Origin of the sequence: Speluncibacter jeojiensis (assembly GCF_029589495.1) — a bacterium.
In the GTDB taxonomy this organism is placed as follows: Bacteria; Actinomycetota; Actinomycetes; order Mycobacteriales; family Mycobacteriaceae; genus Speluncibacter; species Speluncibacter jeojiensis.
On sequence record NZ_JAAIVF010000003.1, the window covers coordinates 278,747 to 304,111 of the forward strand.

The 25,365-nt window shown below is 71.4% G+C and carries 28 protein-coding genes; 9 read left to right on the forward strand and 19 right to left on the reverse strand.

From position 1 onward, the window contains the following. Window positions 1-20: 20 nt before the first annotated feature. The gene (locus G4X40_RS12260; protein ID WP_277832801.1) at window positions 21-287 is read right to left on the reverse strand and encodes a DUF2795 domain-containing protein; all 267 of its coding nucleotides are present in this window, start codon (window positions 285-287) and stop codon (window positions 21-23) included. Window positions 288-478: 191 nt separating this feature from the next. Here G4X40_RS12260 and G4X40_RS12265 point away from each other — a divergent pair, with 191 nt between their 5' ends. Beyond that, window positions 479-739: a hypothetical protein gene (locus tag G4X40_RS12265; protein ID WP_277832802.1), complete on the forward strand. Its 261-nt coding sequence runs from the start codon at window positions 479-481 to the stop codon at window positions 737-739. Window positions 740-750: 11 nt separating this feature from the next. On the opposite strand, the gene G4X40_RS12270 is transcribed toward G4X40_RS12265, so the two are convergent. The 4 genes from G4X40_RS12270 to G4X40_RS12285 all read right to left on the reverse strand — a co-directional run bounded on the left by G4X40_RS12270 (window position 751) and on the right by G4X40_RS12285 (window position 4,704). Beyond that, the gene (locus tag G4X40_RS12270; RefSeq protein WP_277832803.1) at window positions 751-1,641 is read right to left on the reverse strand and encodes a dihydrodipicolinate synthase family protein; all 891 of its coding nucleotides are present in this window, start codon (window positions 1,639-1,641) and stop codon (window positions 751-753) included. Then, entirely contained in the window at window positions 1,641-2,444 is an 804-nt protein-coding gene (locus G4X40_RS12275) for an aldolase (protein ID WP_277832804.1), read from the reverse strand. Before G4X40_RS12275 ends, G4X40_RS12270 begins: the two co-directional genes overlap by 1 nt. Window positions 2,445-2,528: 84 nt before the next feature. After that, on the reverse strand, window positions 2,529-4,046 hold the full coding sequence (locus G4X40_RS12280; RefSeq protein WP_277832805.1) for a glycerol-3-phosphate dehydrogenase/oxidase: 1,518 nt from the start codon (window positions 4,044-4,046) through the stop codon (window positions 2,529-2,531). Beyond that, entirely contained in the window at window positions 4,039-4,704 is a 666-nt protein-coding gene (locus G4X40_RS12285) for a TetR/AcrR family transcriptional regulator (RefSeq protein ID WP_277832806.1), read from the reverse strand. Before G4X40_RS12285 ends, G4X40_RS12280 begins: the two co-directional genes overlap by 8 nt. Window positions 4,705-4,805: 101 nt before the next feature. On the opposite strand from G4X40_RS12285, the gene G4X40_RS12290 reads away from it, so the two are divergent. Beyond that, window positions 4,806-6,386 carry an FAD-binding oxidoreductase gene (locus G4X40_RS12290; protein WP_277833087.1) on the forward strand — a complete coding sequence of 527 codons (1,581 nt, stop codon included), beginning with the start codon at window positions 4,806-4,808 and terminating at the stop codon, window positions 6,384-6,386. Further along, window positions 6,383-7,303, forward strand: a complete 921-nt coding sequence (locus G4X40_RS12295; RefSeq protein WP_277832807.1) for a diacylglycerol kinase — start codon at window positions 6,383-6,385, stop codon at window positions 7,301-7,303. The genes G4X40_RS12290 and G4X40_RS12295 overlap by 4 nt, the downstream gene beginning before the upstream one ends. Before the next feature lie 26 nt (window positions 7,304-7,329). Here G4X40_RS12295 and G4X40_RS12300 read toward each other — a convergent pair whose 3' ends face one another. From G4X40_RS12300 to G4X40_RS12310, 3 genes are all read right to left on the reverse strand, one after another. After that, on the reverse strand, window positions 7,330-7,974 hold the full coding sequence (locus G4X40_RS12300; protein ID WP_277832809.1) for a dihydrofolate reductase family protein: 645 nt from the start codon (window positions 7,972-7,974) through the stop codon (window positions 7,330-7,332). Window positions 7,975-7,983: 9 nt separating this feature from the next. After that, window positions 7,984-8,700 carry a PIG-L deacetylase family protein gene (locus G4X40_RS12305; protein ID WP_277833088.1) on the reverse strand — a complete coding sequence of 239 codons (717 nt, stop codon included), beginning with the start codon at window positions 8,698-8,700 and terminating at the stop codon, window positions 7,984-7,986. A 76-nt stretch (window positions 8,701-8,776) separates the two neighbouring features. After that, window positions 8,777-8,950, reverse strand: coding sequence for a hypothetical protein (locus G4X40_RS12310; protein ID WP_277832810.1), 174 nt, complete (start codon window positions 8,948-8,950; stop codon window positions 8,777-8,779). Between the two features lie 250 nt (window positions 8,951-9,200). Between G4X40_RS12310 and G4X40_RS12315 the strand changes: the two genes are divergently transcribed. From G4X40_RS12315 to G4X40_RS12325, 3 genes are read left to right on the forward strand one after another with little or no spacing between them, the layout of a single operon-like run. Next, entirely contained in the window at window positions 9,201-9,800 is a 600-nt protein-coding gene (locus tag G4X40_RS12315) for a biotin transporter BioY (protein ID WP_277832812.1), read from the forward strand. 11 nt (window positions 9,801-9,811) lie between these two features. Further along, window positions 9,812-10,492 (forward strand): energy-coupling factor ABC transporter ATP-binding protein, encoded by a 681-nt coding sequence (locus G4X40_RS12320; RefSeq protein ID WP_277832814.1) that lies wholly within the window; start codon window positions 9,812-9,814, stop codon window positions 10,490-10,492. Continuing rightward, entirely contained in the window at window positions 10,489-11,097 is a 609-nt protein-coding gene (locus G4X40_RS12325; RefSeq protein WP_277832815.1) for an energy-coupling factor transporter transmembrane component T family protein, read from the forward strand. Before G4X40_RS12320 ends, G4X40_RS12325 begins: the two co-directional genes overlap by 4 nt. A 24-nt stretch (window positions 11,098-11,121) precedes the next feature. On the opposite strand, the gene G4X40_RS12330 is transcribed toward G4X40_RS12325, so the two are convergent. The 4 genes from G4X40_RS12330 to pgsA form a co-directional block, all read right to left on the reverse strand. Beyond that, window positions 11,122-11,943 carry a PspA/IM30 family protein gene (locus G4X40_RS12330; RefSeq protein ID WP_277832816.1) on the reverse strand — a complete coding sequence of 274 codons (822 nt, stop codon included), beginning with the start codon at window positions 11,941-11,943 and terminating at the stop codon, window positions 11,122-11,124. A 202-nt stretch (window positions 11,944-12,145) separates the two neighbouring features. Further along, window positions 12,146-12,565: a helix-turn-helix domain-containing protein gene (locus G4X40_RS12335; RefSeq protein WP_277832817.1), complete on the reverse strand. Its 420-nt coding sequence runs from the start codon at window positions 12,563-12,565 to the stop codon at window positions 12,146-12,148. Window positions 12,566-12,640: 75 nt separating this feature from the next. After that, window positions 12,641-13,180, reverse strand: coding sequence for a CinA family protein (locus G4X40_RS12340; protein WP_277832818.1), 540 nt, complete (start codon window positions 13,178-13,180; stop codon window positions 12,641-12,643). Next, the gene (gene pgsA / locus G4X40_RS12345; RefSeq protein ID WP_277832820.1) at window positions 13,164-13,883 is read right to left on the reverse strand and encodes a CDP-diacylglycerol--glycerol-3-phosphate 3-phosphatidyltransferase; all 720 of its coding nucleotides are present in this window, start codon (window positions 13,881-13,883) and stop codon (window positions 13,164-13,166) included. The genes G4X40_RS12340 and pgsA overlap by 17 nt, the downstream gene beginning before the upstream one ends. A 43-nt stretch (window positions 13,884-13,926) precedes the next feature. Between pgsA and G4X40_RS12350 the strand changes: the two genes are divergently transcribed. Beyond that, window positions 13,927-14,481, forward strand: a complete 555-nt coding sequence (locus G4X40_RS12350; RefSeq protein ID WP_277832821.1) for an amino-acid N-acetyltransferase — start codon at window positions 13,927-13,929, stop codon at window positions 14,479-14,481. Between the two features lie 37 nt (window positions 14,482-14,518). Beyond that, on the forward strand, window positions 14,519-14,803 hold the full coding sequence (locus G4X40_RS12355) for a YciI family protein (RefSeq protein WP_277832823.1): 285 nt from the start codon (window positions 14,519-14,521) through the stop codon (window positions 14,801-14,803). Between the two features lie 24 nt (window positions 14,804-14,827). Here G4X40_RS12355 and G4X40_RS12360 read toward each other — a convergent pair whose 3' ends face one another. The 7 genes from G4X40_RS12360 to thyX form a co-directional block, all read right to left on the reverse strand. Next, window positions 14,828-16,114: a bifunctional lysylphosphatidylglycerol flippase/synthetase MprF gene (locus tag G4X40_RS12360; protein ID WP_277832824.1), complete on the reverse strand. Its 1,287-nt coding sequence runs from the start codon at window positions 16,112-16,114 to the stop codon at window positions 14,828-14,830. Window positions 16,115-16,260: 146 nt separating this feature from the next. Continuing rightward, window positions 16,261-17,250: a TerC family protein gene (locus G4X40_RS12365; protein ID WP_277832826.1), complete on the reverse strand. Its 990-nt coding sequence runs from the start codon at window positions 17,248-17,250 to the stop codon at window positions 16,261-16,263. 196 nt (window positions 17,251-17,446) lie between these two features. Continuing rightward, entirely contained in the window at window positions 17,447-20,176 is a 2,730-nt protein-coding gene (locus tag G4X40_RS12370) for an FtsK/SpoIIIE family DNA translocase (RefSeq protein WP_277832828.1), read from the reverse strand. A gap of 99 nt (window positions 20,177-20,275) precedes the next feature. Then, entirely contained in the window at window positions 20,276-20,899 is a 624-nt protein-coding gene (locus G4X40_RS12375; protein WP_277832830.1) for a TIGR03085 family metal-binding protein, read from the reverse strand. A 63-nt stretch (window positions 20,900-20,962) separates the two neighbouring features. Beyond that, entirely contained in the window at window positions 20,963-22,972 is a 2,010-nt protein-coding gene (locus G4X40_RS12380) for a ribonuclease J (RefSeq protein ID WP_408642186.1), read from the reverse strand. Further along, the gene (dapA, locus tag G4X40_RS12385) at window positions 22,969-23,877 is read right to left on the reverse strand and encodes a 4-hydroxy-tetrahydrodipicolinate synthase (RefSeq protein ID WP_277832832.1); all 909 of its coding nucleotides are present in this window, start codon (window positions 23,875-23,877) and stop codon (window positions 22,969-22,971) included. The genes G4X40_RS12380 and dapA overlap by 4 nt, the downstream gene beginning before the upstream one ends. Before the next feature lie 98 nt (window positions 23,878-23,975). After that, window positions 23,976-24,728 carry an FAD-dependent thymidylate synthase gene (gene thyX, locus G4X40_RS12390; protein ID WP_277832833.1) on the reverse strand — a complete coding sequence of 251 codons (753 nt, stop codon included), beginning with the start codon at window positions 24,726-24,728 and terminating at the stop codon, window positions 23,976-23,978. A 178-nt stretch (window positions 24,729-24,906) separates the two neighbouring features. Here thyX and G4X40_RS12395 point away from each other — a divergent pair, with 178 nt between their 5' ends. Beyond that, window positions 24,907-25,341 carry an SRPBCC family protein gene (locus G4X40_RS12395; RefSeq protein ID WP_277832834.1) on the forward strand — a complete coding sequence of 145 codons (435 nt, stop codon included), beginning with the start codon at window positions 24,907-24,909 and terminating at the stop codon, window positions 25,339-25,341. Window positions 25,342-25,365 lie beyond the last annotated feature (24 nt).

The following is a 25,365-nucleotide window of genomic DNA, read 5'->3' on the forward strand; positions in this document are numbered from 1 at the left end:
CGTCGAGCGACACCCGCCGTTCACCTCCCCGTGTCCGTCGGATCTGGGCCCGTCGCTTCGGCGACGTCTTCGTCCAGCGCGGTGCTCTCGGCGTCCTCGGTGAACATCATCACCTCGTCGGGCCCCTCGTATATCCGGTCCGGCACCGTGTCCAGGCGCGCGAGCAGGCGGTCGTCCGCACCGGCACCACGCAGCGCGGCCAGCAGCTCGCCGCGTCCGCACGGGTAGCCGGCCTCTGACAGCATCCGGACGTATTCGACGTCCTCGGTGGCGTCCGGCGGCGACATCGCGACACCTCCTCGTGCTCGGCAGACGGTCGTGTCCGCGGAACCGTTCGCGTCACGGGAGGTTCCCGCGACCGCGGCCGCGCAAACCCGGACACTCCCCGCGCCACGGTTTACCGGCGCCCGGCGGCGGGTAACCGATCATGCCGAGCGTGTGCCCGACCGGCACGTGCGCCCGCGAGAACGGAGCCGTGATGACCATTCAGTCCCGCCCTTCCTCCGACCCACGATCCCCCGGCGGGCCGGAATCCGACAAGGCCCAGGTCATCGCCGAGATCACCGCGGCGATCGAGAACGCCGGCACCAACGTCGCCGAGGTCGACATCGATCGGGTACTCGCCGAGGTGCACGAGTTGGCCGGCGGCAGCTGGGACACCGACGGGGTGTCCGGGGCCGACCTGGAGGCCGCCATCCGGCGCGCGGCGGTGACCACGGAGGCCGAGCACGACAGGTGACCGTCGGCTGCTCATCGTTCGCACGCCGCGATCAGCCCCGCCAGCCGCGCAGCCTCGGCCGCGCCCAACGGCAGCAGCGGCCGGCGGGGGTCGCCCGCGTCGATGCCGATCGACCGCAAGCCCGACTTGACCGTGGTCGGCAGGCCCCGGCTGACGATCAGTTCCAGCAGCGGTTCCATCTGGGCGAAACATTCTGTCGCGCAAGCCGCGTCACCCGCAACGACGGCACGATGGAAGGCGACCACCCGGTGCGGGACCAGGCAGGCCGCGGCCGTGCACCACCCCGCGGCGCCGGCGTCGAACGCCTGCAGCGCCAACGGATTGCGCCCGTTGAAATACGGCAGCGACCCCTCACTCAGTTCGCGCAGCCGGCGCATCCGGCCGATGTCCCCCGACGACTCCTTGACCATGGTGATGTTGGGGACCGCCGCGACCAAGCGCACCAGGAACTCGGGTGACATGTCGATGCCGGTGGTGGCGGGATTGTTGTAGGCCATCAGCGGGACGGTGACCGCGGCGGCGATGGCAGTGAAGTGCACCCGCACCTCCTCCTCCGTCAGCGGCCAGTACGAGACCGGCGTCGCCATCAACGCGGTGGCGCCGAGGCTCTCGGCGACCCGGGCCCGCTCGACCGCCCCGGCCGTCGTCACGTCGGACACCCCCACGACCGTCGGCACCCGTGCCGCGACGTTGCGGATCGATTCGGTGGCGACCATGACCCATTCGTCGTGGTCGAGGTAGGCGCTCTCGCCGGTGCTGCCCAGCGGGGCGATGGCGTCGACGCCGGCGTCGATCATCCGGTCGATCAACTGGTGCAGCACCTCGACGTTCACGGTCGACGGGTCGTCGGGCACGAACGGCGTGACCGGATAGCCGACGATGCCGGTGATCGGCTCGGACATCAGGGTGCCGGTGTGATCGCGTCCGGGTGCCGGCGCAGGGCCCGGCGCGCGTAGTAGGCGAAGTTGGCCTCGCTGCGCCGGGGCACGAGCGTCCAGCCGTGCGCCTCCTGCGCCAGTTTCGGTGGGAGCGGTCGGATCTCGCCGGCGGACATCGCGAGCAACTGCAGTTGTGCGGCCCGTTCGATCAGGTGGCCCAGCGAGCACGCCTCCTCGACGGTGGCGCCGACGACGAGTTGCCCGTGGTGCGCGAGCAGGATCGCGCGCTTGTCGCCGAGTGCGGCACTGATGATCTCGCCCTCCTCGTTGCCGACGGGCACACCCGGCCAGTCGGGCAGGAAGGCGCAGTCCTCGTAGAGCGGGGTGGTGTCCATCTGTGAGACCTGCAGCGGCACCTCGAGCATCGACAGCGCGGCGGCGTGCAACGGGTGGGTGTGCACGATGCAGTTCACGTCGGGCCGGGCCCGGTAGATCCAGCTGTGGAAGCGGTTGGCGGGGTTCGCCATGGCAGGACCGTTCCCGCCGCTCTCGAGCACCGTCAAATCTTCGTCGACGAGCAGCAGGTTGTCCTCGGTGATCTCATCGAAGCCCAGGCCGAGCCGCTGGGTCAGGAAGGTGCCGGGGCTCTCGCCGCGCGCCGAGATCTGCCCGGCCAGCCCCGCGTCGTGGCCCGCGTCGAACAGCGAGCGGCAGGTCAGCGCGATCTTCTGCCGGGTCGTCCATTCCCCCCGCTCGACCCGCGTGTCCATCGATCTGCGGGCGGTGTCCATAAGTTCGCTCTTGCCGAGGTTCATCGTGGTCGCCATGGTGGCCTCCCGTTCCACACGTCCTTCTCCACCGTAGGACGCCGGTCAACCGCGAGGCCCGCAGCAACCGGGGCCCGGCGCCTCCTAGCCGGCCACCGCCTCCTGCGCGGCGGCCCGCACGCGTTCCCGGTCGGCCGCGACCAGCCCGATGCGGGTGCGCCGGTCCAGCACGTCGTCGGCGTCCAGCGCGCCCTCGTGGGTGACGGCGAACGCGAACTCGGCGCGGGTGACGTCAATGCCCGCGGCGACCGGCGTGCGGTCGGCGCGGGCGATCGCCGCCGCCTCCGATCCGTACCGGCCGAACAGCAGCGGCGAGACCCCTTCGGAAGGCGCGGCGGCGGCCCCGACCACCGGCAACCGACGGGTGCGGCACCGCCCCGCGGGCAGGTTCGCCGACGCGACTGCCGCATCCACGGCGTCCTCGGCCATGGCGCGGTAGGTGGTCAGCTTGCCGCCGACGACGCTGATCAGCCCGCTGTCGCCGCGGATCACCGCGTGGCTGCGGGACAGGTCGGCGCTGTCGCCGTCGCCGGTGTCGAGCAGCGGTCGCAGCCCGGCGAACCGACCGACGACGTCGTCGCGGGTCAGCGGGGTGCCGAGGGCGCGGTTGACGGTGTCGAGCAGGAAGTCGACCTCCCCGTCGGTCGGTGCCGGGACGTCGGGGATCGGCCCGGGCGCCTCCTCGTCGGTCAGGCCGAGGTAGACGCGGCCGTGCGGGGCGGGCAGCGCGAACACGAACCGGTTGGTGGTGCCGGGGATCGGCACGGTCAGCGAGGCGCGCAGGCCGCCGAAGCTGCGCGCGTCGAACACCAGATGGGTGCCGCGGCTGGGCCGCAAGCGGATTCCGGGGTCGACCTGACCGGCCCACACGCCGGCCGCGCTGACGACCGCTCGTGCAGTCATGGTGAACTCCTCACCGGTCAGCTCGTCGCGCAGCCGGGCGCCGGTGCCGATCACCTCGCTCGCACCGACCCGGGTGAGGATCTTCGCGCCGTGCGCGGCCGCGGTGCGGGCGATCGCGACGACCAGGCGCGCATCGTCGACCAGTTGCCCGTCCCACGCGACGAGCCCGCCGCGCAGGCCGGCGCGCCGCATCGTCGGCGCCAGCGCGACCGCCTCGGCGGCCGCGACGTGCCGTGAACGCGGGAGCACGCTCGCCCGGGTGCCCGCGCTGCAGCGCAGCGCGTCCCCGGCGAGGAAGCCGGTGCGCACCAGCGCGCGTTCGAATCCCGACACGGTGGGCAGCAGCGGCACCACCTGCGGCAGCGCGCGCACCAGGTGCGGAGCGGTCCGGGTCATCAGGATGCCGCGTTCGACCGCGCTCTCGCGCGCGATGCCGACATTGCCGGTCGCCAGATAGCGCAAACCGCCGTGCGCGAGTTTGGAGCTCCACCGGCTGGTCCCGAACGCCAGGTCGTGGCGTTCGACGAGCGCCACCGACAGTCCCCGGGTGGCGGCGTCGAGCGCGACGCCCACGCCGGTGATGCCGCCGCCGATCACCAGCAGGTCGACGGCGCGGCCGGACTCGGCCAGGTCGGCGAGCTCGCGGCCGCGCCGGGCCCGGTTGAGCGCGGACGGGTCGGCCGGGTGCAGGTCAGGCATGGGCGTCGCCCTTCGTCATGTGGTCGTGGTCGGTGGCGCTGGGCCGCAGGTAGCCGTCGATCGCGAATCCGAGTTGCTCGTCGAGTGCGGGCCGGCCGAGCAGTTCGGCGATCATCGACGCCGACTGCACCGCGGACTGGCAGATCAGCAGCAGCATCGCGGCCATCTCGGTCGGCACCCCGGCGCGGATCGAACCGTCTGCCTGACCTGCCGTGATCCCCGTCGCCAGCAGTTCGATCAGCGCCCGCTGGCTGGTGCCGAGCCGGTCGCTGATGTAGGTCATCATGATCTCCGGATCGGTCCGGTAGATCTTCTCGAACAGCGGGTGGCTGCGGATCAGCGCGCACGAACGCACCGCCGTCGCGACCAGCGCCGCGCGGGCCGGTCCGACACCGAGCACCGGCGTGGGCAGGTTCGCGCGGATCTCCCTGGTCAGCAGGTCGCCGACGACCGCGCGCATGTCGGGCCAGCGCCGGTACACCGTCGGCCGGCTCACCCCCGCCCGCCGCGCGACCTCGGCGAGGGTCGACCGGCGCACGCCGAAGTCCAGCACGCAGCCGCGCGCGGCGTCGAGGATCGCGTCGTCCACGCTCGACGGCTCGTCCGCACCCCGATCCTCCACAGCCGAATCCTCCACACACTCGTTACAACTAGACATCGTATGTAACACTGTAACGCATGACCGACCGCGATGACACGGCCCGCGCCGACGCCGTTCCGATGCCGTTCCCCCAGTCACCCGACACCGCCGCCCCCGCAATGGCCTGGGACGCCTGGGGACTGCCCGAGCGACGCCAGGACCTCTCCGACGCCCAGCGCGCGCTGCTGACCGCGGCACTCGGGGTCAGCGGCGATCTGCAGCCCGAGCGCGATGCCGCCGCGGTCACGCTCACCGAGTCCGCACTCACCTCGGCCGCGTCGACGGCGCTCGCCGAGGCCGTCGGCGCCGACCACGTGCACACCGACCACGACCGTCGGCTGCGGCACAGCGGCGGCAAGAGCACCCCGGACCTGTTGCGCCGCAAGGACAGCGGACCACAGCAGGCTCCCGACGCGGTCGTCGAGCCGGCCGACCACGACCAGGTCGCCGCAGTCCTGACCGTGTGCGCCGCCCACCGCATCGCGGTCGTCCCATTCGGCGGCGGCACCTCCGTCGTCGGCGGTGTCGACCCCGAGCCCGGCGACCTCACCGCCGTCGTCACCCTCGACCTGGGGCGGATGAACGCCCTGCTCGACCTCGACGTCGAATCCGGCACGGCGACCTTCGGCGCGGGCACCACCGGCCCGCAGGCCGAGCAGTTGCTCGCCGAGCACGGCCTCTCGCTCGGGCACTTCCCGCAGAGCTTCCAGTTCGCCACGCTCGGCGGGTTCGCCGCCACCCGCTCCTCCGGGCAGGCCTCCGCCGGCTACGGCCGGTTCGACGACATGGTGCAGCGGTTCCGGGTGGTCACCCCCGCCGGCGAGCTCGCCCTCGGTCAGGCCCCCGCCTCGGCCGCCGGCCCCGACCTGCGCGAGCTGTTCATCGGCTCCGAGGGCGTGTTCGGCATCATCACCGAGGTGACCGTCCGGGTGCACCCGGAGCCGGAACACACCGTCTACCAGGCGTGGTCGTTCCCCGACTTCGCCGCCGGCGCGCACGCGCTGCGCACACTCGCGCAGTCGCCGGACAAGCCGACTGTCCTGCGCCTGTCGGACGAGGCCGAGACCGGCCTGAACCTGGCGCTGGCCTCCGACATCGGCGGCGCGGCGCCGACCGGCGGATGCCTGGCCATCACCACCTTCGAGGGCGACCGGGCCGGCGCGCAGGCCCGGGCCGGCCGTGCGGCGGCGCTGCTCACCGCGGCCGGCGGCACCGCGCTGGGCGAGCAGCCCACGCGGGCGTGGGAGCACGGGCGGTTCGACGCCCCCTATCTGCGCGACACGCTGCTGCGGGCCGGCGCGATCGCCGAGACGCTGGAGACGGCGACCACCTGGCAGAACCTCGCGCACCTGCGGCAGTCGGTGACCGCGGCGCTCACCGGGAACCTGACCGCCCAGGGCACGCCCGCGCTGGTGCTGTGCCACATCTCGCACACCTATCCGACCGGCGCATCGCTGTACTTCACGGTCGTGTGCGCACAGTCGGAAGACCCGCTGACGCAGTGGATGTCGGCCAAACGTGCCGCGGGTGACGCGATCGTCGCCGCGGGCGGCACCATCACCCACCATCATGCGGTCGGCCGCGACCACCGGCCGTGGATGGCCGCCGAGGTCGGCGAACTCGGCGTCGCGGTGCTGCGCGCCGTCAAGAACACCGTCGACCCCGACGGAATCCTCAACCCGGGCAAGCTGATCCCGTGAGCGGGACCGATCGGGCGCCGGTCGCCGACGTGACGGTGCTGACCAATCCGGCCGCCGGTCACGGCCTCGCGAAGGTGTACACGCGCCGCGCCGTCGAACGGCTGATCTCCCGCGGCCTGCGGGTGACCGTGGTGCAGGGCGAGAGCGCGCAGGAGTCGGCGGCGCTGGCCCGCGACGCGGTCGCCGCCGGCGCCGACGCGATCGTCGCGGCGGGCGGCGACGGACTGGTCTCCTTGGTGCTCAACGTGATCGCGCAGACCGGGACACCGCTGGCGATCCTGCCCAGCGGCACCGGCAACGACCACGCCCGGCTGTTCGGCATCCCCGTCGGCGATCCGGTCGCCGCGGCCGACATCATCATCGACGGCCCGGTCCGCTCGATCGACCTGGGCCGGGTCGGGCAGACCTGGTTCGGGACGGTGCTGGCCAGCGGATTCGACTCGCTGGTCACCGACCGCGCCAACCGGATGCGCTGGCCCCGCGGGCCGATGCGCTACAACCTGGCGATGCTCGCGGAACTGGCGAACCTGAAGCCGCTGCCGTTTCGCATCGAACTCGACGACCGCACAATCGAACTCGACGCCGCGCTCGTCGCGGTCGGCAACGGCTCCACCTACGGCGGCGGCATGCGGATCTGTCCCGACGCCGTCGTCGACGACGGGTTGCTCGACATCACGGTGGTCGCCGCGGGCGGACGGATGCGCCTGGTCCGGTTGTTCCCGACCGTCTACAAGGGCACGCACGTCCGACTGCCGGAGGTACAGACGTTCCGGTCGCGCACCGTACGGTTGTCGAACCCGGGCCTGACCGGATCGCCGATCACCGCCTATGCCGACGGCGAGCGCCTGGCGCCGCTGCCGGTCACCGTGGAGGTGGTGCCGGACGCGGCCCGGGTGATGGTCGCGCCGGGACACTGAACGACGCGGGACACCGAACGGGCCGGTCAGCCGCGGGCGATCCGGTTCCACAGCTGATGGGTCACCCCGCTCGCCGAGGCGACCGACTCGACCGTGAACCGCTCCTCGACACCGGCGAGCCCGTCCCACAGCGAGACACCGCGCCCCAGCGTGATCGGCACGACGGCCAAGTGCATGAAGTCGATCAGGTCGGCCTCGAGGAACTGGCGCACCGTCGTCGGGCCGCCGCCGATCCGCACGTCGCCGCCCTGCGCGGCCTCCTGGGCCAGGGCCAGCACCTCCTGTGCCGTGCCGTCGACGAACCGGAAGCTCGTCCCGTTGGCGAAGTCGAGCGTCGGGTGCGGATGGTGGGTCATCACGAACACCGGTGTTTCGAACGGCGGTTCGTCGCCCCACCAGCCGCGCCAGCCGCCGTCGGGCCATTCGCCGGTCTGCGGGCCGAACTTACGCCGGCCCATGATCTCGGCGCCGACCCCCTGACCCCACAGGGTGGTCAGTGCACGGTCGAGCGTGACGTCGGCGTCCGCCCGGTCGATGCCATGGATGACCCGCCCGTCGAAGCCCGCGAACAGACCCCGCGCATCGCCGATCGGGGCATCGAGCGTGACGTACTCGCCGGCCGCGTAGCCGTCGAGCGAGATGAACAGGTTGTGGACGCGGGTGCGGGACATCGGGTCTCCTCAGGCGAACTCGAACAGCTCGAAGCCGACCGCCGGGCCGTCGCCGATCCCCGGCTTCGGGGCGGTCGCCCACGCGACCTGGTCACGGGCCTGCTGCTCGACCGGCTCGTCGCTGAGCGCCTCGAGGTAGCGGCGATGCTCCGCCAGCGAGGCGACCGCGCGGTCGACGTACCCGGTCACGTCCACCCCGTGGGTGGCCTGCGGCGACACCACCGCGACGGCGCGCACGCCCGACCACGGCGCCAGTTCGGCGACCGCCAACTCCGGGAAGATCCATTCGTTGGCCGCGTCGGCGACCGCGTCGAACACCGACCGGCCGAGCGCACGATGGTCGGCACTGTTCAGGCGCCCGCGCGCCCAGCTGTCGCGGTGGTTGAGGGTGACCACGAGTTCCGGCCGGTGCCGCCGGATCGCGCCGGCCAACGCGCGCCGCAGGTCCAGGCCCTCCTGCAGCCGGCCGTCCGGGAAGTCGAGGAACTCGACCGTCTGGACCCCGACGGCGGCCGCGGACCGGCGCTGTTCCTCCGCGCGGAGCGGTCCGGACAGGTGCGGCGCCAGCCCGGCGATGCCGGCCTCGCCGCGGGTCGCCAGCACGTAGGCGACGTCTTTGCCGGCGTCGGTCCACTTGGCGACCGCCGCGGCCATCCCGTACTCGGCGTCATCCGGGTGGGCCACGATCACCAGCACCCGCTGCCAGTCCTCGACCATCGGTTCCAGCGCTGCCTGCTCCATGTCGCCCACTCTGCCGCCCGGCGGCGCACCCCGCGGTCAGGCGCGCCGCAACCGGCCGGACTCACTTGGGGATCAGCGGCTGCCCCGGATTCTTGGTCACCGCCCGGTACAGCAGGTACCCACCGAACGCGAGGCCGCTGACCACCAGGATCCAGACCAAACCCTTGATCAGGATCCCGAGCACGACGAACGCCAGCCAGATCAGCGCCACCACGCCGAGAATCTTCCAGAACATCTCCGTCTCCTCCGCTCCGCGTCACCGTCGGCGGCGCCGTGTGCCCGCCCGTCTGCGTGACTGCATCCAGGTTGCCATCGGCGACGCCGCAAAGCTCCTGCCCAGCGCCGATTTCAGGGAAAGATCAGGGTCATCCCCCAGTGCCCCGAAATCCGTACCGGCCGGTAGCGGACCCCACGGTCGGAGGTCACTGTGACGAGGGGAATAGGCTCGTCGGGTATTCGCCGCAAGCCGTAGGAGCCCGCACCCCGTGTCACCATCCGATCCCCGCCGGCGCGCACTCACCTCGCGCGACCTGGCCCAGATCGCCGTGTTCGCCGCGCTGATCGTCGCGCTGGGCCTGCCCGGCCAGATCAACATCGGCTCCAGCGGCGTGCCGATCACCCTGCAGACACTCGGCGTGATGCTGACCGGTTCGATCATCGGCGCCCGCAAGGGGGTGCTCGCGGTGCTGGCCGTCGAGGTGCTGGCCGCCGTGGGCCTGCCGGTGCTGTCCGGTCGCGGCGGACTGGCCGTGTTCGCCGGACCGACCGTCGGCTTCCTGGTCGGCTGGATCGCGAGCGTCGCGGTGATCGGCGCGCTGACCGCGCGGATGATGCCCCGGTACACCGTGCTGGGCGGGCTGGCCGTGAACATCCTCGGCGGGATCGTCGTGATGTACGCGTTCGGGCTGACCGGGATGATGCTGCGCACCGACCTGACGTTCTGGCAGGCGCTGACCACCAACGCCGCATTCGTGCCCGGCGATCTCGTCAAGGCCGCCGTGACCGCGGCCGTCGCCGCACAGGTGCACCGCGCCTACCCGGGCCTGATCGCGCCCGCGGGCGTGCGGGCCCGCGCCGCAGTCTGAGGTCCGGCGTCGTGGGTGAGATCAGGTTCGCGTCGGTCGGGCACGGGTACGGCGAGCGGCGGGTGCTCGACGGTATCGACGTGCAGTTGGGCGAGCAGCGCATCGGGATAGTCGGGACCAACGGCAGCGGCAAGTCCACGCTGGCCCGGATGATCAACGGGCTGATCACGCCGGACACCGGCCGGGTGACGGTCGACGGGCTGGACACCCGCCGTGAGGGTCGCGCCGTGCGCCGGCGGGTCGGGTTCGTCTTCACCGACCCCGACCACCAGATCGTCATGCCGACGGTCGCCGAAGACGTCGCCTTCTCGCTGCGGCGCACCGATCTCTCACGCGAGCAGCGCGACGCGCGGGTGCGGGCGATCCTCGAACGGTTCGGCCTGCTCGGTCACGCCGACCACCCCAGCCACCTGCTCTCTGGTGGCCAGAAGCAGCTGCTCGCGCTGGCCGCGGTGCTGGTCACCGAGCCGCAGATTCTCGTCGCCGACGAGCCGACCACGTTGCTGGACCTGCGCAACGCCCGGCTGATCGCCGAGACGCTCACCGGCCTCGACCAGCAGGTGATCGTGGTGACCCATCAACTGGACCTGCTCGAGAGCTTCGACCGGGTGCTCGTCATCGACGCCGGGCGGGTCGCCGCCGACGACGCCCCTGGCGCTGCGCTGCGGCACTATCGGAGTCTGGTGCGATGACCACGCTCGGCCTGTACCACCCGGGCCGGTCGCTGCTCCATCGCACGCCGGCCGGTCTCAAGCTGGCGGCGCTGGTCGTGGCCATCGTCGCACTCACGCTGGTGGTGCGGCGCCCCTGGCAACTGGCGCCCGCCGCCGCGGTGATCACGTTGCTGTTCGCGGCGGCGCGGCTGCCCGCCCGGCTCGTCGCCGCGCAGCTGCGGCCGCTGGTCCCGATGCTGGTGGTGATCGGCGCGTTCCAGTGGATCTTCACCGGCTGGCGCCGTGCCCTGGTGGTGTGCGGGGTGCTGGCCCTGTCGATGGCGCTGGCGTCGCTGGTCACGTTGACCACCCGGGTCACCGAGATGCTCGACGTGACGGTGCGCGTCCTCGGTCCGCTGCGCCGGGTCGGGGTCAACCCCGACCGGGTGGGCCTGGTGCTGGCCATGGCGATCCGGTGTATCCCGCTGATCACCGAACTGGTCCGCTCCGTCACCGAGGCACGGAAGGCGCGTGGACTCGGCTTCTCGCTGCGCGCGCTGGCCGTGCCCGTGGTGGTCGGCGCGTTGCGCAGCGCCGACGCGATGGGCGATGCGCTCGCCGCCCGCGGGGTCGACGACGACTGAGCGCCGACCCCGGCAGACGTCCGGCTACTGGCCGGGGTGCGGGGCGCCGTTGGTGTTCGGCGCGGGATTGACGGCCTGCTGCGGGACCTGCCCGGCGGCGCCGGTGCCCGTCCCGCCCGACAGCTCCCCACGCATCTGGGCGCGGATCTGCTCGAGCCGGCTGTGCCCGGCCATCTGTGTGCTGGCCTGCTCGACCTCGAGCATGCGGCCCTGCACCGAGTTCTGCGCCAGCTCGGCCGAGCCGAGCGCGGTCGCGTACCGGCGCTCGATCTTCTCACGCACATCGTCGAGCGACGGGGTGTTGCCGGGGGCGGCGATCTCGGTCATCGACCGCAGCGAGTTGCTGACCTGCTCCTGCATCTTCGCCTGCTCGAGCTGGCTGAGCAGCTTGGTGCGCTCGGAGATCTTCTGCTGCAGCGCCATCGAGTTCTGTTCGACGGCCTTCTTCGCGTTTGCGGCGGCCTGCAGCGACTGGTCGTGCAGCGTCTTGAGGTCCTCGACGGACTGCTCGGCGGTGACCAGCTGCGCGGCGAACGCCTCGGCGGCGTTCTCGTACTCGGTGGCCTTGGCCGCGTCGCCACCGGCCCGGGTCTGGTCTGCCAGCATGACGGCCTGCTGGGCGTTCGCGTGCAACTTCTCGACCTCGGCCAGCTGCCGGTTCAGCTTCATCTCGAGCTGACGCTGGTTGCCGATCACCGCGGCCGCCTGCTGTGAGAGGGCCTGGTGCTGACGCTGGGCCTCTTCGATTGCCTGCTGGATCTGCACCTTCGGGTCGGCCCGCTCGTCGATCTTGTAGTTGGCCGACGCCTTGAAGTAGTTCCAGAACTTGACGAATGGGTTGGCCATCGCCTGATCCCGCCTTCTCTGCCTTCCGCCGCGCCGCGCGCGACCCCGGTGCACGACCGTCGTGCGCCGTCGGGGGCCCGCGAGCCCCCGTCCAGATCTGCTCCCCACACCCCGAAACCCGGTCCGCGGCGGAGCCGTCCCACCAGAAATCTAGTCTGCGCCGTACCGGCCCGCACCACGCCGACGAACCGGACGGCAGGCGTCAGGCCGCGAGCACCGCCGCATGCGCCTGCGGGATGACCACCCGCGGACCGCCGGACAGCGACGCCGCGGCGTGCACCGCCGCCGCGGGCTCGGGGCGGGCCGACGGCTGCTCCGCCGGGCGGTCGACGTGCGCGGCCCCGACCGGCTGCGCGACCCGGGCATCCGTGCCCGACCTGACCGCATCGGATTCGGCCATCGTCTCGCTCACGTCGAACAGCACCTCGGAGATCGGCACCTCCAGCGCAGTGCAGATGGCCGCGAGCAGTTCGCTCGACGCCTCCTTTCGGCCGCGCTCGACCTCCGACAGGTAACCCAGGCTCACCCGCGCCGAACTCGACACCTCACGCAATGTCCGGCTCTGGGACGTGCGGGCCCGGCGCAGGCTCTCACCGATCGCCTCTCGCAACAGCAGCGTCATCTCGTCCTCCACTCCGACCCCATCTTGCTGTACAACGTCCGAGCCTGCACACAGGGTTCCCGGCGCGTCCGAACTTCATCCCGGCGGTTCCAGGTCGGCATCGGCCCCTCCCTGCCCGCGTACCCGGTCGAGCAGCTCGGACAGCGCCCGCCGGGTGGTCCCGGAGCGTATCGCCCAGCGGTCGCCCTGCGCGGCCAGTTCCACCACATCGGTCCCTTCCGGACCGGCGATGCCGATGTATACGGTGCCGACCGGACGGCCGTCCTGCGGATCCGGCCCCGCCACTCCCGTCAACCCGATCCCCCAGGTGGCGGCGCAGCGCTCCCGCACCCCGGCGGCGAGCGCCCGCGCCGTCGTGGGGGCGACCGGCCCGTCGCGGTCGAGCACCTCCTGCGGCACCCCCGCCAACTGTGCCTTCAGCTCGGTCGCGTAGACGATGACGCCGCCGCGCAGCACCGCGCTCGCGCCCGGCACCCCGGCGAGGGTCGCCGCGAACAGGCCCGCGGTCAGCGACTCCGCGCTGGCCACCGTCTGACCGGTCGCGGCCAACGCCGCGACCAGGTCGGGCGCGCAGGTCGGCGGCGTCAGCGGATCGCGCTCAGCGCTGGGCGACATCGTCGTCCCGCGTGGCCGGGTCCCCCGCGCCGGTGCTGCCCCCGCCGGTGCTGCCCTCAGGAGCGGCGACCTGGGCCTCGCCGTGGCGGGGACGGCGGCGCAGCCGGATCGCCTGCACGACGTAGTCGGCGCCGGTGATCAGCGTCAGCGCGACCGCCACCCAGATCAACGCCAGCAGGTACGGTTCCCACGACGAGGGCAACGGCAGCAGGTACAGGAAGATCGCCGCGGACTGCACCAGCGTCTTGAGCTTGCCGCCGCGGCTGGCCGGGATCACCCCGTGCCGCAGCACGAAGAACCGCAGCGCGGTGATGCCGAGTTCGCGCGCCGCGATCAGGCCCGTCACCCACCAGGTCAGGTCGCCCAGCGCGGACAGTCCGATCAGCGCGGCGCCGATCAGCGCCTTGTCGGCGATAGGGTCGGCCAGCTTGCCGAAGTCGGTGACCAGGCCGTGTTTGCGGGCCAGCTGACCGTCGAACCGGTCGGTGACGGCGGCGGCCGCGAACACCGCGGCGGCCACGATCCGCCACGTCGTGTCGTGTCCGGAATCGACGAACAGTGCCACCAGGAACACCGGCACCAGAACGATCCTCAGTACCGTCAGCACGTTCGCGATGTTCACCAGCGGCACCGGCGCATGACCGTCCGCCGGGATCGTCCCCACAGGGGCGTCGGCGGGGTCGCTGCGGTGTGGCACTGGCACGTCACGCAGCCTATCGGCAGTGGTGGTGACTACGCTGCACGGCATGACCTTCGACTCGTCCGACGTGCCAGTGGATGCCGCCCGCACGGTGAGCGCCGACCGCGCCGCCGTCGTCGTGCGACGCGCCCGCACCTCGGACGTGCCGCAGATCAAGCGCCTCGTCGACATCTACGCCGGCAAGATCCTGCTGGAGAAGAACCTGGTCACGCTGTTCGAGTCGGTCCAGGAGTTCTGGGTAGCCGAACAGGGCGGCCACGTGATCGGGTGCGGCGCGCTGCACGTGCTGTGGTCCGACCTCGGCGAGGTCCGCACGGTCGCCGTGGATCCGCAGGTCAAGAGCCGCGGTGTCGGGCACGCGGTCGTCGCCCGGCTGCTGGAGGCCGCCCGCGAACTCGAACTCGAGCGGGTGTTCGTGCTGACCTTCGAGGTCGAGTTCTTCCGGCGCCACGGGTTCGCCGAGATCGACGGCACACCGGTGACCAAGGAGGTCTACGAGGAGATGTGCCGGTCGTATGACACGGGCGTCGCCGAGTTCCTGGACCTGAGCTTCGTCAAGCCCAACACCCTCGGCAACACCCGCATGCTCGCCACGCTGTAGACCGACCACACCCACGAGAACGGGAGACCGATCACCCATGCCGCTCTTCGCCGTCGACTACACCTATCTGCCCGACAAGGCCGAGGCCCGCGACCGCACCCGGCCCGAACACCGCGGATGGCTCGCCGAGCAGGCCGACCACGGCATCCTCCTGACGGTCGGCCCCTACCCGGACGGCTCGGGGGTCCTGCTGATCATCTCGGCCGACGGCGCGGACGCGGCCGCGGCGATGCTGGCGCGCGACCCGTTCGCCCGCGACGGGCTGATCGGCGGCGTCCGGGTCACCGAGTGGAAGCCGGTGATCGGCGCGTTCGCCGACTGAGCTGCACCCGTCGGGGACGCCGGGTCAGGGACGTTTGCGGTGCGGGACGAACTCGAGTGTCAGGAACGCGACGAGCACCCACGGCAGCTGTCCCCAGCGCAGCATCGCGTACCGGCGGTCGGCGAGCGCGTTGAACTTGCGCAGGAACCGGTACAGCGACTCCACCGCGATCAACGGATCGAGCAGGTGCACCGCCAGGTAGGCGACCCGATAGCCGATGCCCGGGTCCTCCTCCGAGAAGATCTCCGGGAACGGCGCGAACGCCAGCGACAGCGCCGTACCGCCGTGCTCCTGCGCATAGGTCACCATGTCGACAGTCATCCGCTCGTCGACGCCGTTGGGGGCGTCCGGCACGCGCCAGGGCACGTCCATGGTGATCATCCGATTGCCGTCGGCCCGGCCGTAGCGTTGGAAGGCGACCGCACGCCCCGTCGCGTCACGGGCGACCATCACCAGCATGCCGGGATGCCGGCCGTCGAGCAGGTGGTCGAGGATCATCGAGAAGCCGCGCTCCTGGTGCCCGGCGCGCGCCGAGTCGACGATGGCCATCAGCTCGTCGCGCGCGGCCGGGGCCAGCTCCGCCTCGGGGTGCACCTCGGTGGTCAGCCCGGCGTTGCGGGTCCGGTTGACCGCCTGCCGCAGGTTACGGAAACCCCGGCCGGTCATCGTGAACTGCCGCGTGTCGATCACCACGTCCCGGCCGATCGGGACCGGGTGCAGGCCGTGCACCCGCCACAGCGCGGCGCAGCGCTCGCCCGCCCCGAGCACGGCGATCCGCCAGCCGTTGGACCAGCAGAAGACCGAGAACTCGCGCAGCAGCGGTTCGAAGTCGTCGGGCCGTCCCACCGGATCGCCGCCGACCGCAGCGATCCCCAACCGGGTGCGGTAGCCGATGGCGGCGGTGCCCGCCTGGTTGACGAAGTAGCTCTTCGCCGAGTGCAGCACGAACGGGGCGAGCGGGTCGCCGGGCGTGCGGTCGACCAGCGCCGCGACCTCCCGCAGCCGCTCCGGCTGCGCGTGCGAGGACCGCGGCATCATCAACACCATGCCGGACAGGGCCATCGTCACCAGTGCCACCTGGTGGTGGTGGCTGTAGTGGGCGGCCACCGCGATCCCCAGCGTCACCGCCGCGGCGACCGCGTGGCCGGCGACGATCGGCCGGTTCAGCACCACCCCGCGGGCGACGAACGCCGCGGCGACCGCGAGCGCGAGCACCCAGGATCGGTGGCTCGCCAGGGCGAGCACCGCCAGCACCACCGGCAGGGCGCACACGGCGAACCGCGGCACCGTGGGAACCCGCGGTGCCGCCATGTCCGTGACCAACCGTGCGCTTGCCGTGACCCCTCCTCATGACATCCGGGCACAGCACTCCCCCGCGAAGATCCATGCCCGTGCATGATTCTTGCAGACGACCGGCACGGCCCCGGCGGCGGTGCACGCCCCCGGGGGCACCCGGATCAGGACGCGGGTGTCCGCGTGCGCGGGCGGGACTTGATCAGGCTCGCCACCGTCGTCACGGCCAGTACCCCGATGATCACGACCAGCGATACGGACGTCGGGATGTCGACCACCGCGACGTGCTCGCCGCCGTTGATGAACGGCAGCGTGTTCTCGTGCAACGCGTGCAATACCAGTTTCGCCCCGATGAAGGCGAGGATCAGCGCGAGCCCGTAGGACAGATACACCAGCCGGTCGAGCAGCCCGCCGAGCAAGAAGTACAGCTGCCGCAGGCCCATTAGCGCGAACGCGTTCGCGGTGAAGACCAGATAGGCCTCTTGTGTGAGCCCGTAGATCGCGGGGATCGAGTCGAGCGCGAACAGCACGTCGGTGAAGCCGATGACCACGAGCGCGACCATCATCGGCGTGAGCACCCGCCGGCCGCCCACCCGGGTGATCATCTTGCCGCCGTCGTACACATCGGTGGTCGGCAGCTTGGACTTGACCATCGCGACCAGCCGGCTGTCCCGCTTGGCCTCGGTGTCCGGCTCGTGGCCCGCGTCGCGGGCCAGCTTGACGGCGGTGAACACGAGGAACGCACCGAACAGATAGAACACCCAGCTGTAGGCGTTGATCGCCGCCGCGCCGACCGCGATGAACGCGCCGCGCAGGACCAGCGCGATGACGATGCCGAACAGCAGCACCTTCTGCTGGTAGATCTTCGGCACCGCGAAGCGGGCCATGATGATCACGAAGACGAACAGGTTGTCGATCGAGAGCGACTTCTCGGTGATGAACCCGGCGTAGAACTCGCCCGCGTACGCCCCGCCCCACTGCCAGTAGACGACCAGGCCGAACAGCACCGCCAGCCCGATGTAGACGGCCGACCAGCCTGCTGATTCCTTGAAGGTGGGCTCGTGCGGTGTGCGCACGTGAGCATAGAAGTCGAAGACGAACAGGCCGATGATCACCGCGCAGGTGACAACCCAGACCAACGCACTGACGTGCATGAATTACCTCCGGTGGACCGCTTCGGACACCGGAGGTCTCTCCCGCCGATCGCCGAGGCCATCGACCGTGGGACCCGGACCGCTCACGACCGCGACGCGGTCGGCCGGACGTGTTGACGAGGCCCACGCAGGATCGGGGATACTCCCCTCCATTGCTGCGCCCAGCCTACCGGTCGGTCGACGAGCGGACAAAAGATCAGAACGGCGCGTCGGCGTCCTCGCCCACCGGGTCGTCGGCCGCGGCGCCCGGCGCCTCGGACGGGTCGCCGCCGCGGATCGACCACAGCAGCCCGTCCAGCTCGTCGGGCTTGATCAGCACCTCGCGCGCCTTCGATCCCTCGCTGGGCCCGACGACCCCGCGGGTCTCCATCAGATCCATCAACCGGCCCGCCTTGGCGAACCCGACCCGCAGCTTGCGCTGCAGCATCGAAGTCGACCCGAACTGGCTGGTCACAACCAACTCGACCGCCTGCAGGAGCACGTCGAGGTCACCGCCGATGTCGGGATCGACATCCTTCTTCTCGCCCGCCTTGGCCGCGGTCACGCCCTCGGTGTAGTCGGGCTCGGCCTGGTTCTTGCTGAAGTCGACGACCTTCGAGATCTCCTCGTCGGTGATGAACGCACCCTGCATGCGAACCGGTTTGCCGGCACCCATCGGCAGGAACAACCCGTCACCCATGCCGATCAGCTTCTCCGCGCCCGGCTGGTCCAGGATGACCCGCGAGTCGGTCAGCGATGAGGTCGCGAACGCCAGCCGCGAGGGCACGTTGGTCTTGATCAGGCCGGTCACGACGTCGACCGACGGGCGCTGCGTCGCCAGCACCAGGTGGATGCCGGCGGCGCGGGCCTTCTGGGTGATGCGCACGATCGCGTCCTCGACGTCGCGCGGGGCAGTCATCATCAGGTCCGCGAGCTCGTCGACGATCGCCAGGATGTACGGGTACGGCCGGTACACGCGCTCGGACCCCAGCGGCGCGGTGATCTCACCGGACCGCACCCGCTTGTTGAAGTCGTCGATGTGCCGCACCCGGTTGGCCTGCATGTCCTGGTAGCGCTGCTCCATCTCCTCCACCAGCCACGCCAGCGCGGCGGCCGCCTTCTTCGGCTGGGTGATGATGGGCGTGATCAGGTGCGGGATGCCCTCGTACGGGGTCAGCTCGACCATCTTGGGGTCGATGAGGATCAGCCGGACCTCGTCGGGGGTGGCGCGGGTGAGCAGCGAGACCAGCATCGAGTTGACGAAGCTCGACTTACCCGAGCCGGTCGAGCCCGCGACCAGCAGGTGCGGCATCTTCGCAAGATTCGCGCTGACGAAGTCGCCCTCGATGTCCTTGCCGAGGCCGATCAGCAGCGGGTGGTGGTCCTTGCGGGTCGACGGCGAGGACAGCACGTCCGCGAGCCGGACCATCTCGCGGTCCGCGTTGGGCACCTCGATGCCGACCGCCGACTTCCCGGGGATCGGCGCCAGCAGCCGCACGTTGTCGGTCGCCGCGGCATAGGCGATGTTGCGGTGCAGCGCGGTGATCTTCTCGACCTTCACGCCGGGCCCGAGCTCGACCTCATAGCGGGTCACCGTCGGCCCCCGGGTGAACCCGGTGACGGCGGCGTCGATCTTGAACTGCTCGAGGACGCCGGTGATCGCCTCGATCATCGCGTCGTTGGCCGCACTGTGGGTCTTCGGGGGGTCGCCGGGGATCAGCAGATCGGTCGGGGGCAGCGTGTAGTCGCCCTCGATGACCCGGTCCAGCACCATCTGCTCGGCCTCGGGTTCCGGCTCCGGCTTCGGCGCCCTGGCCACCGGCTTCGGTTTCGGCTTCGGTGCCGGCGGCACGGCCGGCGCCGGTGCCGGTGCCGACGGCGCCTCGGTGATCGGTTCGGCCACCGGGATCAGCTCGGTGGGGTGGTCCGGCTGGTCGAACTCGTCGAGCGGGTAGTTGTCGTAGGGCACCCGGTCGTACGGCGACAACCCGTCGCGGCGACCGCGGGACCAGGATCCGAACCTGCCACGTCCGCCGCCGTCGTCCCAGCCGTCGCCCTCATAGCCGTCCTCGCCGACGTAGCCGTCCTCGCCGTCGTACTCGTAGTGCCGGGTGCCGAACAGCGTGCGCAGGCGCGCGGGCGCCTCCCGCACGGTGGTGCCGGTGAGCAGCAGGACCCCGAACACCGCGGCGAGCAGCAACAGCGGGATCGTCAACCACACGGTCAGTCCCTTGGCCAGCGGCCCACCGGCGGCATACCCGACGAACCCGGCGCCCTCCGCTCGGCCGTGGGCGTCGTCGGGAGAACCGGCGATCAGGTGCCAGATGCCCAGCACCGGCAGGATTGTCAGCGCCGAGCCGAGGACCAGCCGGGGCCGTGCGTCGTGGTTCGCCTCGGTACGCATGAGCACCACGCCGACGGCTGTCAGCACGATCGGCGCGAGGATCGCGGCCGAGCCGAGCACCCAGCGCGCGCCGCTGTCGATCCAGGATCCGACCGGTCCGCCGGCGTCGAACCACACGCCGGCGGCGATCACGACGCTGACGGCGATCAGGCCCAGCGCGATGCCGTCGCGGCGATGTCCGTGCTCGATGTCCTTGGCATGCCCGACGGCGCGGGTGGTTGCACCGACGCCCTTGGCGACCATCGCCCAGCCCCCGGCGACGGCGCGCCCCACCGACCGCATGGCACCACCGCCGGCCCCGCGCCGGGCCGGTGGACGCGAACGCGCCGAACCCCGGCCGGCCGCTCCCCCACCCGAGCCTGCGCGGGACGACGCACCGCCGCGCGCGCCCGCACCGGAGCGCTTCGCGGTCGACCGCGTGCCGGACGACCTGCCGGAACCCGACCGGGAGCCGGTCCCGCGCGAGCCCCGCGTGGTGCCGCCGCCGGTACGCGCTGACGACGTACGCTTGACCGGTCCACGGGTGCTCGACTTACCTGCCATGGCGCCAAGATTAGTCCCACCCGCCCCTCCGGGACCATTCGAAACACCCGTCACACTGGTGGTTGGGCGTGTGACGATCGCTCTCGGCCGGCGGGGCGATCAGACGGAGCGGTCCAGCCCCTGCACCGCCGCGACATCCGCCGGGTCGCCCTCGAAGTCGACGCGCACCTGGTCGCGCCCGAAGGCGTGCAGCAGCAGTTCCGCGGGTTCGCCGCGCAGCGCGACCGCCTGCTCGCCGCGGCGCACCGGCGTGGCCGTAGCTCCGTCCGCGGCCACCAGCACCACCGTGACCGGGCTCTTCCGGTAGCTTCGCCGCGCCAGCATCGTCGTCGCGCGCCACAGCGCCGCCTGCACGGCGGGCGCCAGCGTGCGCGGCTCCCAACCGTCCCGGGCGCGGCGCACGTCCTCGTGGTGGACGAACATCTCGGTCATGTTGACCTGGGCGTCGAGCAGCCGGAACGGCGACCAGATCGGCGGTCCGGACTCGACGTCACCCAGCAGCCGCGCATAGTCCTGCGCGGCGACCGACTGCTGCACCCGCTCGGTGTGTGCGGCGAGCGGCGGCAGCAGGATCCCGGGGGCCGCGTCGAGCCGGCGCTCGCGCACCACCAGGTGTGCCGCCAGGTCACGGGTGGTCCACTGCCCGCACAGCGTCGGCGCGTCCGGGCCCACCTCCCGCATCAGCTCGACCAGTTGCCGGCGTTCGTCCCGCGCGATGCTCACTCGATGCTCCTGTCCGTGTGGCGCCGGCCCCCGTTCAGGGGGCCGGGTTCGAGCCGGCCGAGCTCATTCCACGCCGATGACCGTCGGCACGATCATGGGCCGGCGACGGTACTTCTCGGCTACCCAGCGCCCGACCACCCGTCGCACGCCCTGCGCGATGCGGTGGGTGTCGGTGACGCCCTCGGCCGCGAGGTTGCCGAGTTCCTTCTCGACCAGCTGCGCCGCGCCCTGCAATGCGGTGGGGTCGTCCGAGAAACCGCGGCCGGACACCTGCGGGGTGCTCACGGCCCGCCCGGTCGTGGTGTCGATGGCGACCGAGATCGCGATGAAACCGCCCTCGCCGAGGATCAGCCGGTCCGACAGGGTCGACTCGCCCACGTCGCCGACCGACAGGCCGTCGACGTACACGTGACCGATCGGCACCTGGCCGGTGATCTGCGCCTTGCCGTCGACCAGGTCGACGACCACGCCGTTCTCGGCGAGCACCACCCGGTCCTCGGGCACGCCCGTCGCGACCGCGAGCGCGGCGTTGGCCCGCAGGTGACGCCACTCGCCGTGCACCGGCATGGCGTTGCGCGGCCGGACCGCGTTGTACAGGTACAGCAGCTCGCCCGCCGACGCGTGACCGCTGACGTGGACCTTGGCGCTCTGCTGGGTGATCACCGACGCGCCCCGCTTGGCCAGTCCGTTGACCACCGCGAACACGGAGTTCTCGTTGCCGGGGATCAGCGACGACGCCAGCACGACCAGGTCGTTCTCGCGGACGTTGATCTGCCGGTGCTCGCCGCGCGCCATCCGCGACAGCGCCGACAGCGGCTCGCCTTGCGAGCCGGTCGAGATGAGCACCAGCCGGTCGTCGGGCAGGTTGGCCGCGGTGTCCAGGTCGACGATGAGTCCGTCCGGCACCGAGAGGTAGCCGAGGTCCTGGGCGATGGCCATGTTGCGCACCATCGACCGGCCGACGAACGCGACCCGCCGGTTGTACCGGTGCGCGACGTCGACGACCTGCTGGATGCGGTGCACGTGGCTCGCGAAGGACGCGACGATCACCCGCTGCTTCGCCTTGCCGATCACCCCGTCCAGCACGCCGCCGATCTCGCGCTCGGGCATGACGAAGCCGGGCACCTCGGCGTTGGTCGAATCGACCAGGAACAGGTCCACGCCGTCGTCACCGAGCCGGGAGAAGCCGCCCAGATCGGTGAGCCGACCGTCCAGCGGCAGCTGATCGAGCTTGATGTCGCCGGTGTGCAGCGCCACGCCCGCGGGTGTGCGGATCGCGACGGCGATCGCGTCGGGGATCGAGTGGTTGACCGCGAAGTACTCGCACTCGAACGGCCCGTTGGTCGTGGTCTCGCCCTCGACGACCTCCATCAGCTTCGGGCGCTGCCGGTGCTCACGGCACTTCGCCGCGACCAGCGCGAGCGTGAACTTCGAGCCGATGACCGGCACGTCGGGGCGCAGCCGGAGCAGGAACGGCAGCGCGCCGATGTGGTCCTCGTGGCCGTGGGTGAGCACGACGGCCTCGACGTCGTCCATCCGGTCCTCGATGTACGAGAAATCCGGCAGGATCAGGTCGACGCCCGGCTGCTCGTCCTCCGGGAACAGCACGCCGCAGTCGACGATCAGCAGGCGCCCGTCGTACTCGAAGACGGTCATGTTGCGACCGATCTCGCTGATGCCGCCGAGCGCGACGACCCGCAGGCCCTTCTTCGGCGCCTTCGGCGGGGTCCCCAGGCGCACGGTCGGATCGAACCGACCCGACCGCTTGCCCTGGCCGGTCTTCGCCTGCCCGGAGTTCGGCTGCCCGGTGTTCGGCTGCCCCGCCTTGGCCTGCTCGGGTGCGGCGGCGCGCTTGCGCCTGCTCGACGACCGCTTCTTCGGTGCCCCGGATGATGCCGCAGGGGCCGCTGCCCCCGTGGGCTGCTCCGGCGCGGACGCCTCCTGCTGCGGCGACGAAGCGGACTCGGGCTGCACGGTCACGGGCTGCACTACCTCCGGTTGGGGGGTCGGCTGGGGGTTCGGCGGTCCGGCGACGCGGCGGGCGCGGCCCCGCGGGCGATCTGCGGGGCTCACGGGAGCACCCCCGCGGCGTGCATGTCGGCGGCCAGCGCGTCGATCTCGGCCGGCGTGGGCGCCACCTGTGGAAGCCGCGGCTCCCCGACATCGATCCCCTGCAGTCGTAGACCCGCCTTCGACGCCGCGACACCGCCGAGCCGGCAGACGCCGCGGATCAGCGGGGCCAGCGCCGCATTCAGCTCGCGTGCCTTGACCAGGTCGCCCTCGCGGACGGCGGTGTGGATCTCACGCAGCCTCGCGGAGCACAGGTGCCCGATCACGCTGACGAAGCCGACCGCGCCCACGGCCAGCCAGGGCAGGTTCAGCGGATCATCGCCGGAGTAGAAGGCGAGGTCGGTGGTCGCGATCAGGTCGGCGCCGGCACTCAGGTCGCCCTTGGCGTCCTTGACCGCGAGGATCTTCGGGTGCAGGGCGAGCTCGCGCAGTGTGGCCGATTCGATCGGCACGACCGAGCGGCCCGGAATGTCGTAGAGCATCACCGGCAGGTCGGTCGCCTCGGCGACTGCGGTGAAGTGCGCGTACAGGCCGCGCTGCGGCGGACGCGAGTAGTAGGGGGTGACGACCAGCAGCCCGTGCGCGCCGGCGGCGGCCGCGTCGCGGGCGAGTTCGACGCTGTGCGCGGTGTCGTTGCTGCCCGCGCCGGCGACGATCCGGGCGCGGTCGCCGACCTCGGCGACAACCGCGCGCATCAGTTCCAGCTTCTCCGACTCGGTGGTGGTCGGCGACTCGCCGGTGGTGCCCGCCAGAACCAGACCGTCACAACCCTGCTCGACCAGGTGCTTCGCCAGCTTCACGCCCGCCTCGACGTCCAGCTTGCCGTCGGCGGCAAACGGAGTCACCATCGCGGTCAAGACCGTGCCGAATACACGCTCGGCGGCAGTAGCTGAATCACCTGTGCTCATGGCTGATCACGCTACCCGCTTTACAGCCCCGATCTGCACTCGCGTGAGCAGTGACCGGGCACGTCGTACCGAGTGTTTCCCGGTTCCCACCCCGGCGTTCAGCCCTCCGCGACGAACGGGCTGGTCGCCACCTCGGTCCCGTCGGACAGCTCGCCGATCTCGAAATCACCGAAGACGTTCGGTGCGCAGTCCATCAGCCTGCGCAGGCATTCGATGGCGAGCTGGCGCATCTCGACGTCGGCGTGCTCGGTGGCGCGCATGGCGATGAAATGCCGCCACGTCCGATAGTTCCCGGTGACCACCAGCCGCGTCTCGGTGGCGTTGGGCAGCACCGAACGGGCCGCCTGACGTGCTTGTTTGCGGCGCAGGATCGCGTTGGGCACGTCCGCGAACTTGCTCTCGAGGGCGTCGAGCAGTTCGACGTACGCCGCCCGGCTGGCATCGGTCGCCTTCGCGAACAGCGCCTCGAGTTGCGGATCGCCGACGATCGCGGGCGGCGGCACCACGTTCGAGTCGTGCTCGGGGACGTAGCGCTGCGAGAGCTGCGAGAACGAGAAGTGGCGATGCCGGATCAGCTCGTGCGTGCACGACCGGGACAGACCGCTCACGTAGAAGCTGACCGAGGCGTGCTCGAGCACGGACAGGTGCCCGACCTCGAGAATGTGGCGCAGATAACCCGCATTGGTCGCGGTCCGCGGGTTCGGCTTGTCCCAACTCTGGTAGCACGCGCGGCCCGCGAACTCGGCCAGCGCCTGGCCGCCGTCGGCATCCGTCGTCCAGGGGACGTCCGCCGGAGGAAAGAACTCCGTCTTCGCGACGAGTTGCACCTGGAGCGGGACGGACTGTGGCACTTCGGACCTCTCTCGACTGGACCTGAACACCGGTTCGACCGGCGCCGACCTGGTTGCCCCCAACCCTATCGGGCGTGCCGCGCACCGGTGAATGCCCGACGCCGGGGTCGTTTCGGTGCATGATTGTCGTCCACGACGATCGGATCGGAGCCGATCGCCCAGGATCAAGGAGCGCAAGATGGCAGTCAGTGGGCACGCGGAGATCGACATCGCCGCAACGCCGGAACAGGTGATGGACGGGATCGCGGCGATCGACGCCCTGCCCACCTGGTCCTCTGCACACAAGAGCGCGAGCGTCGAGACCACCTACGACGACGGCCGGCCCAAGCGTGTCCGCATGGCGGTCTCGGTCATGGGGATCACCGACGAGCAGGTCGTCGAGTACAGCTGGGAGGGCTCCGAGAAGGTCACCTGGACGCTGATCGAGAGCACCCAGCAGAAGGCGCAGGACGGCAGCTACGTGCTCACCGCCACCGACAAGGGCACGCACGCGGCGTTCGACCTCACCGTCGACCTGAAGATCCCGGTTCCGGGCTTCATCGTCAAGAAGGCTCAGAAGCAGGCCATCGAGACCGCAACCAAGGGCATCAAGAAGTTCGTCGAGGGTCGCTGAGCGTTCACCGCGACGTCACCGCGG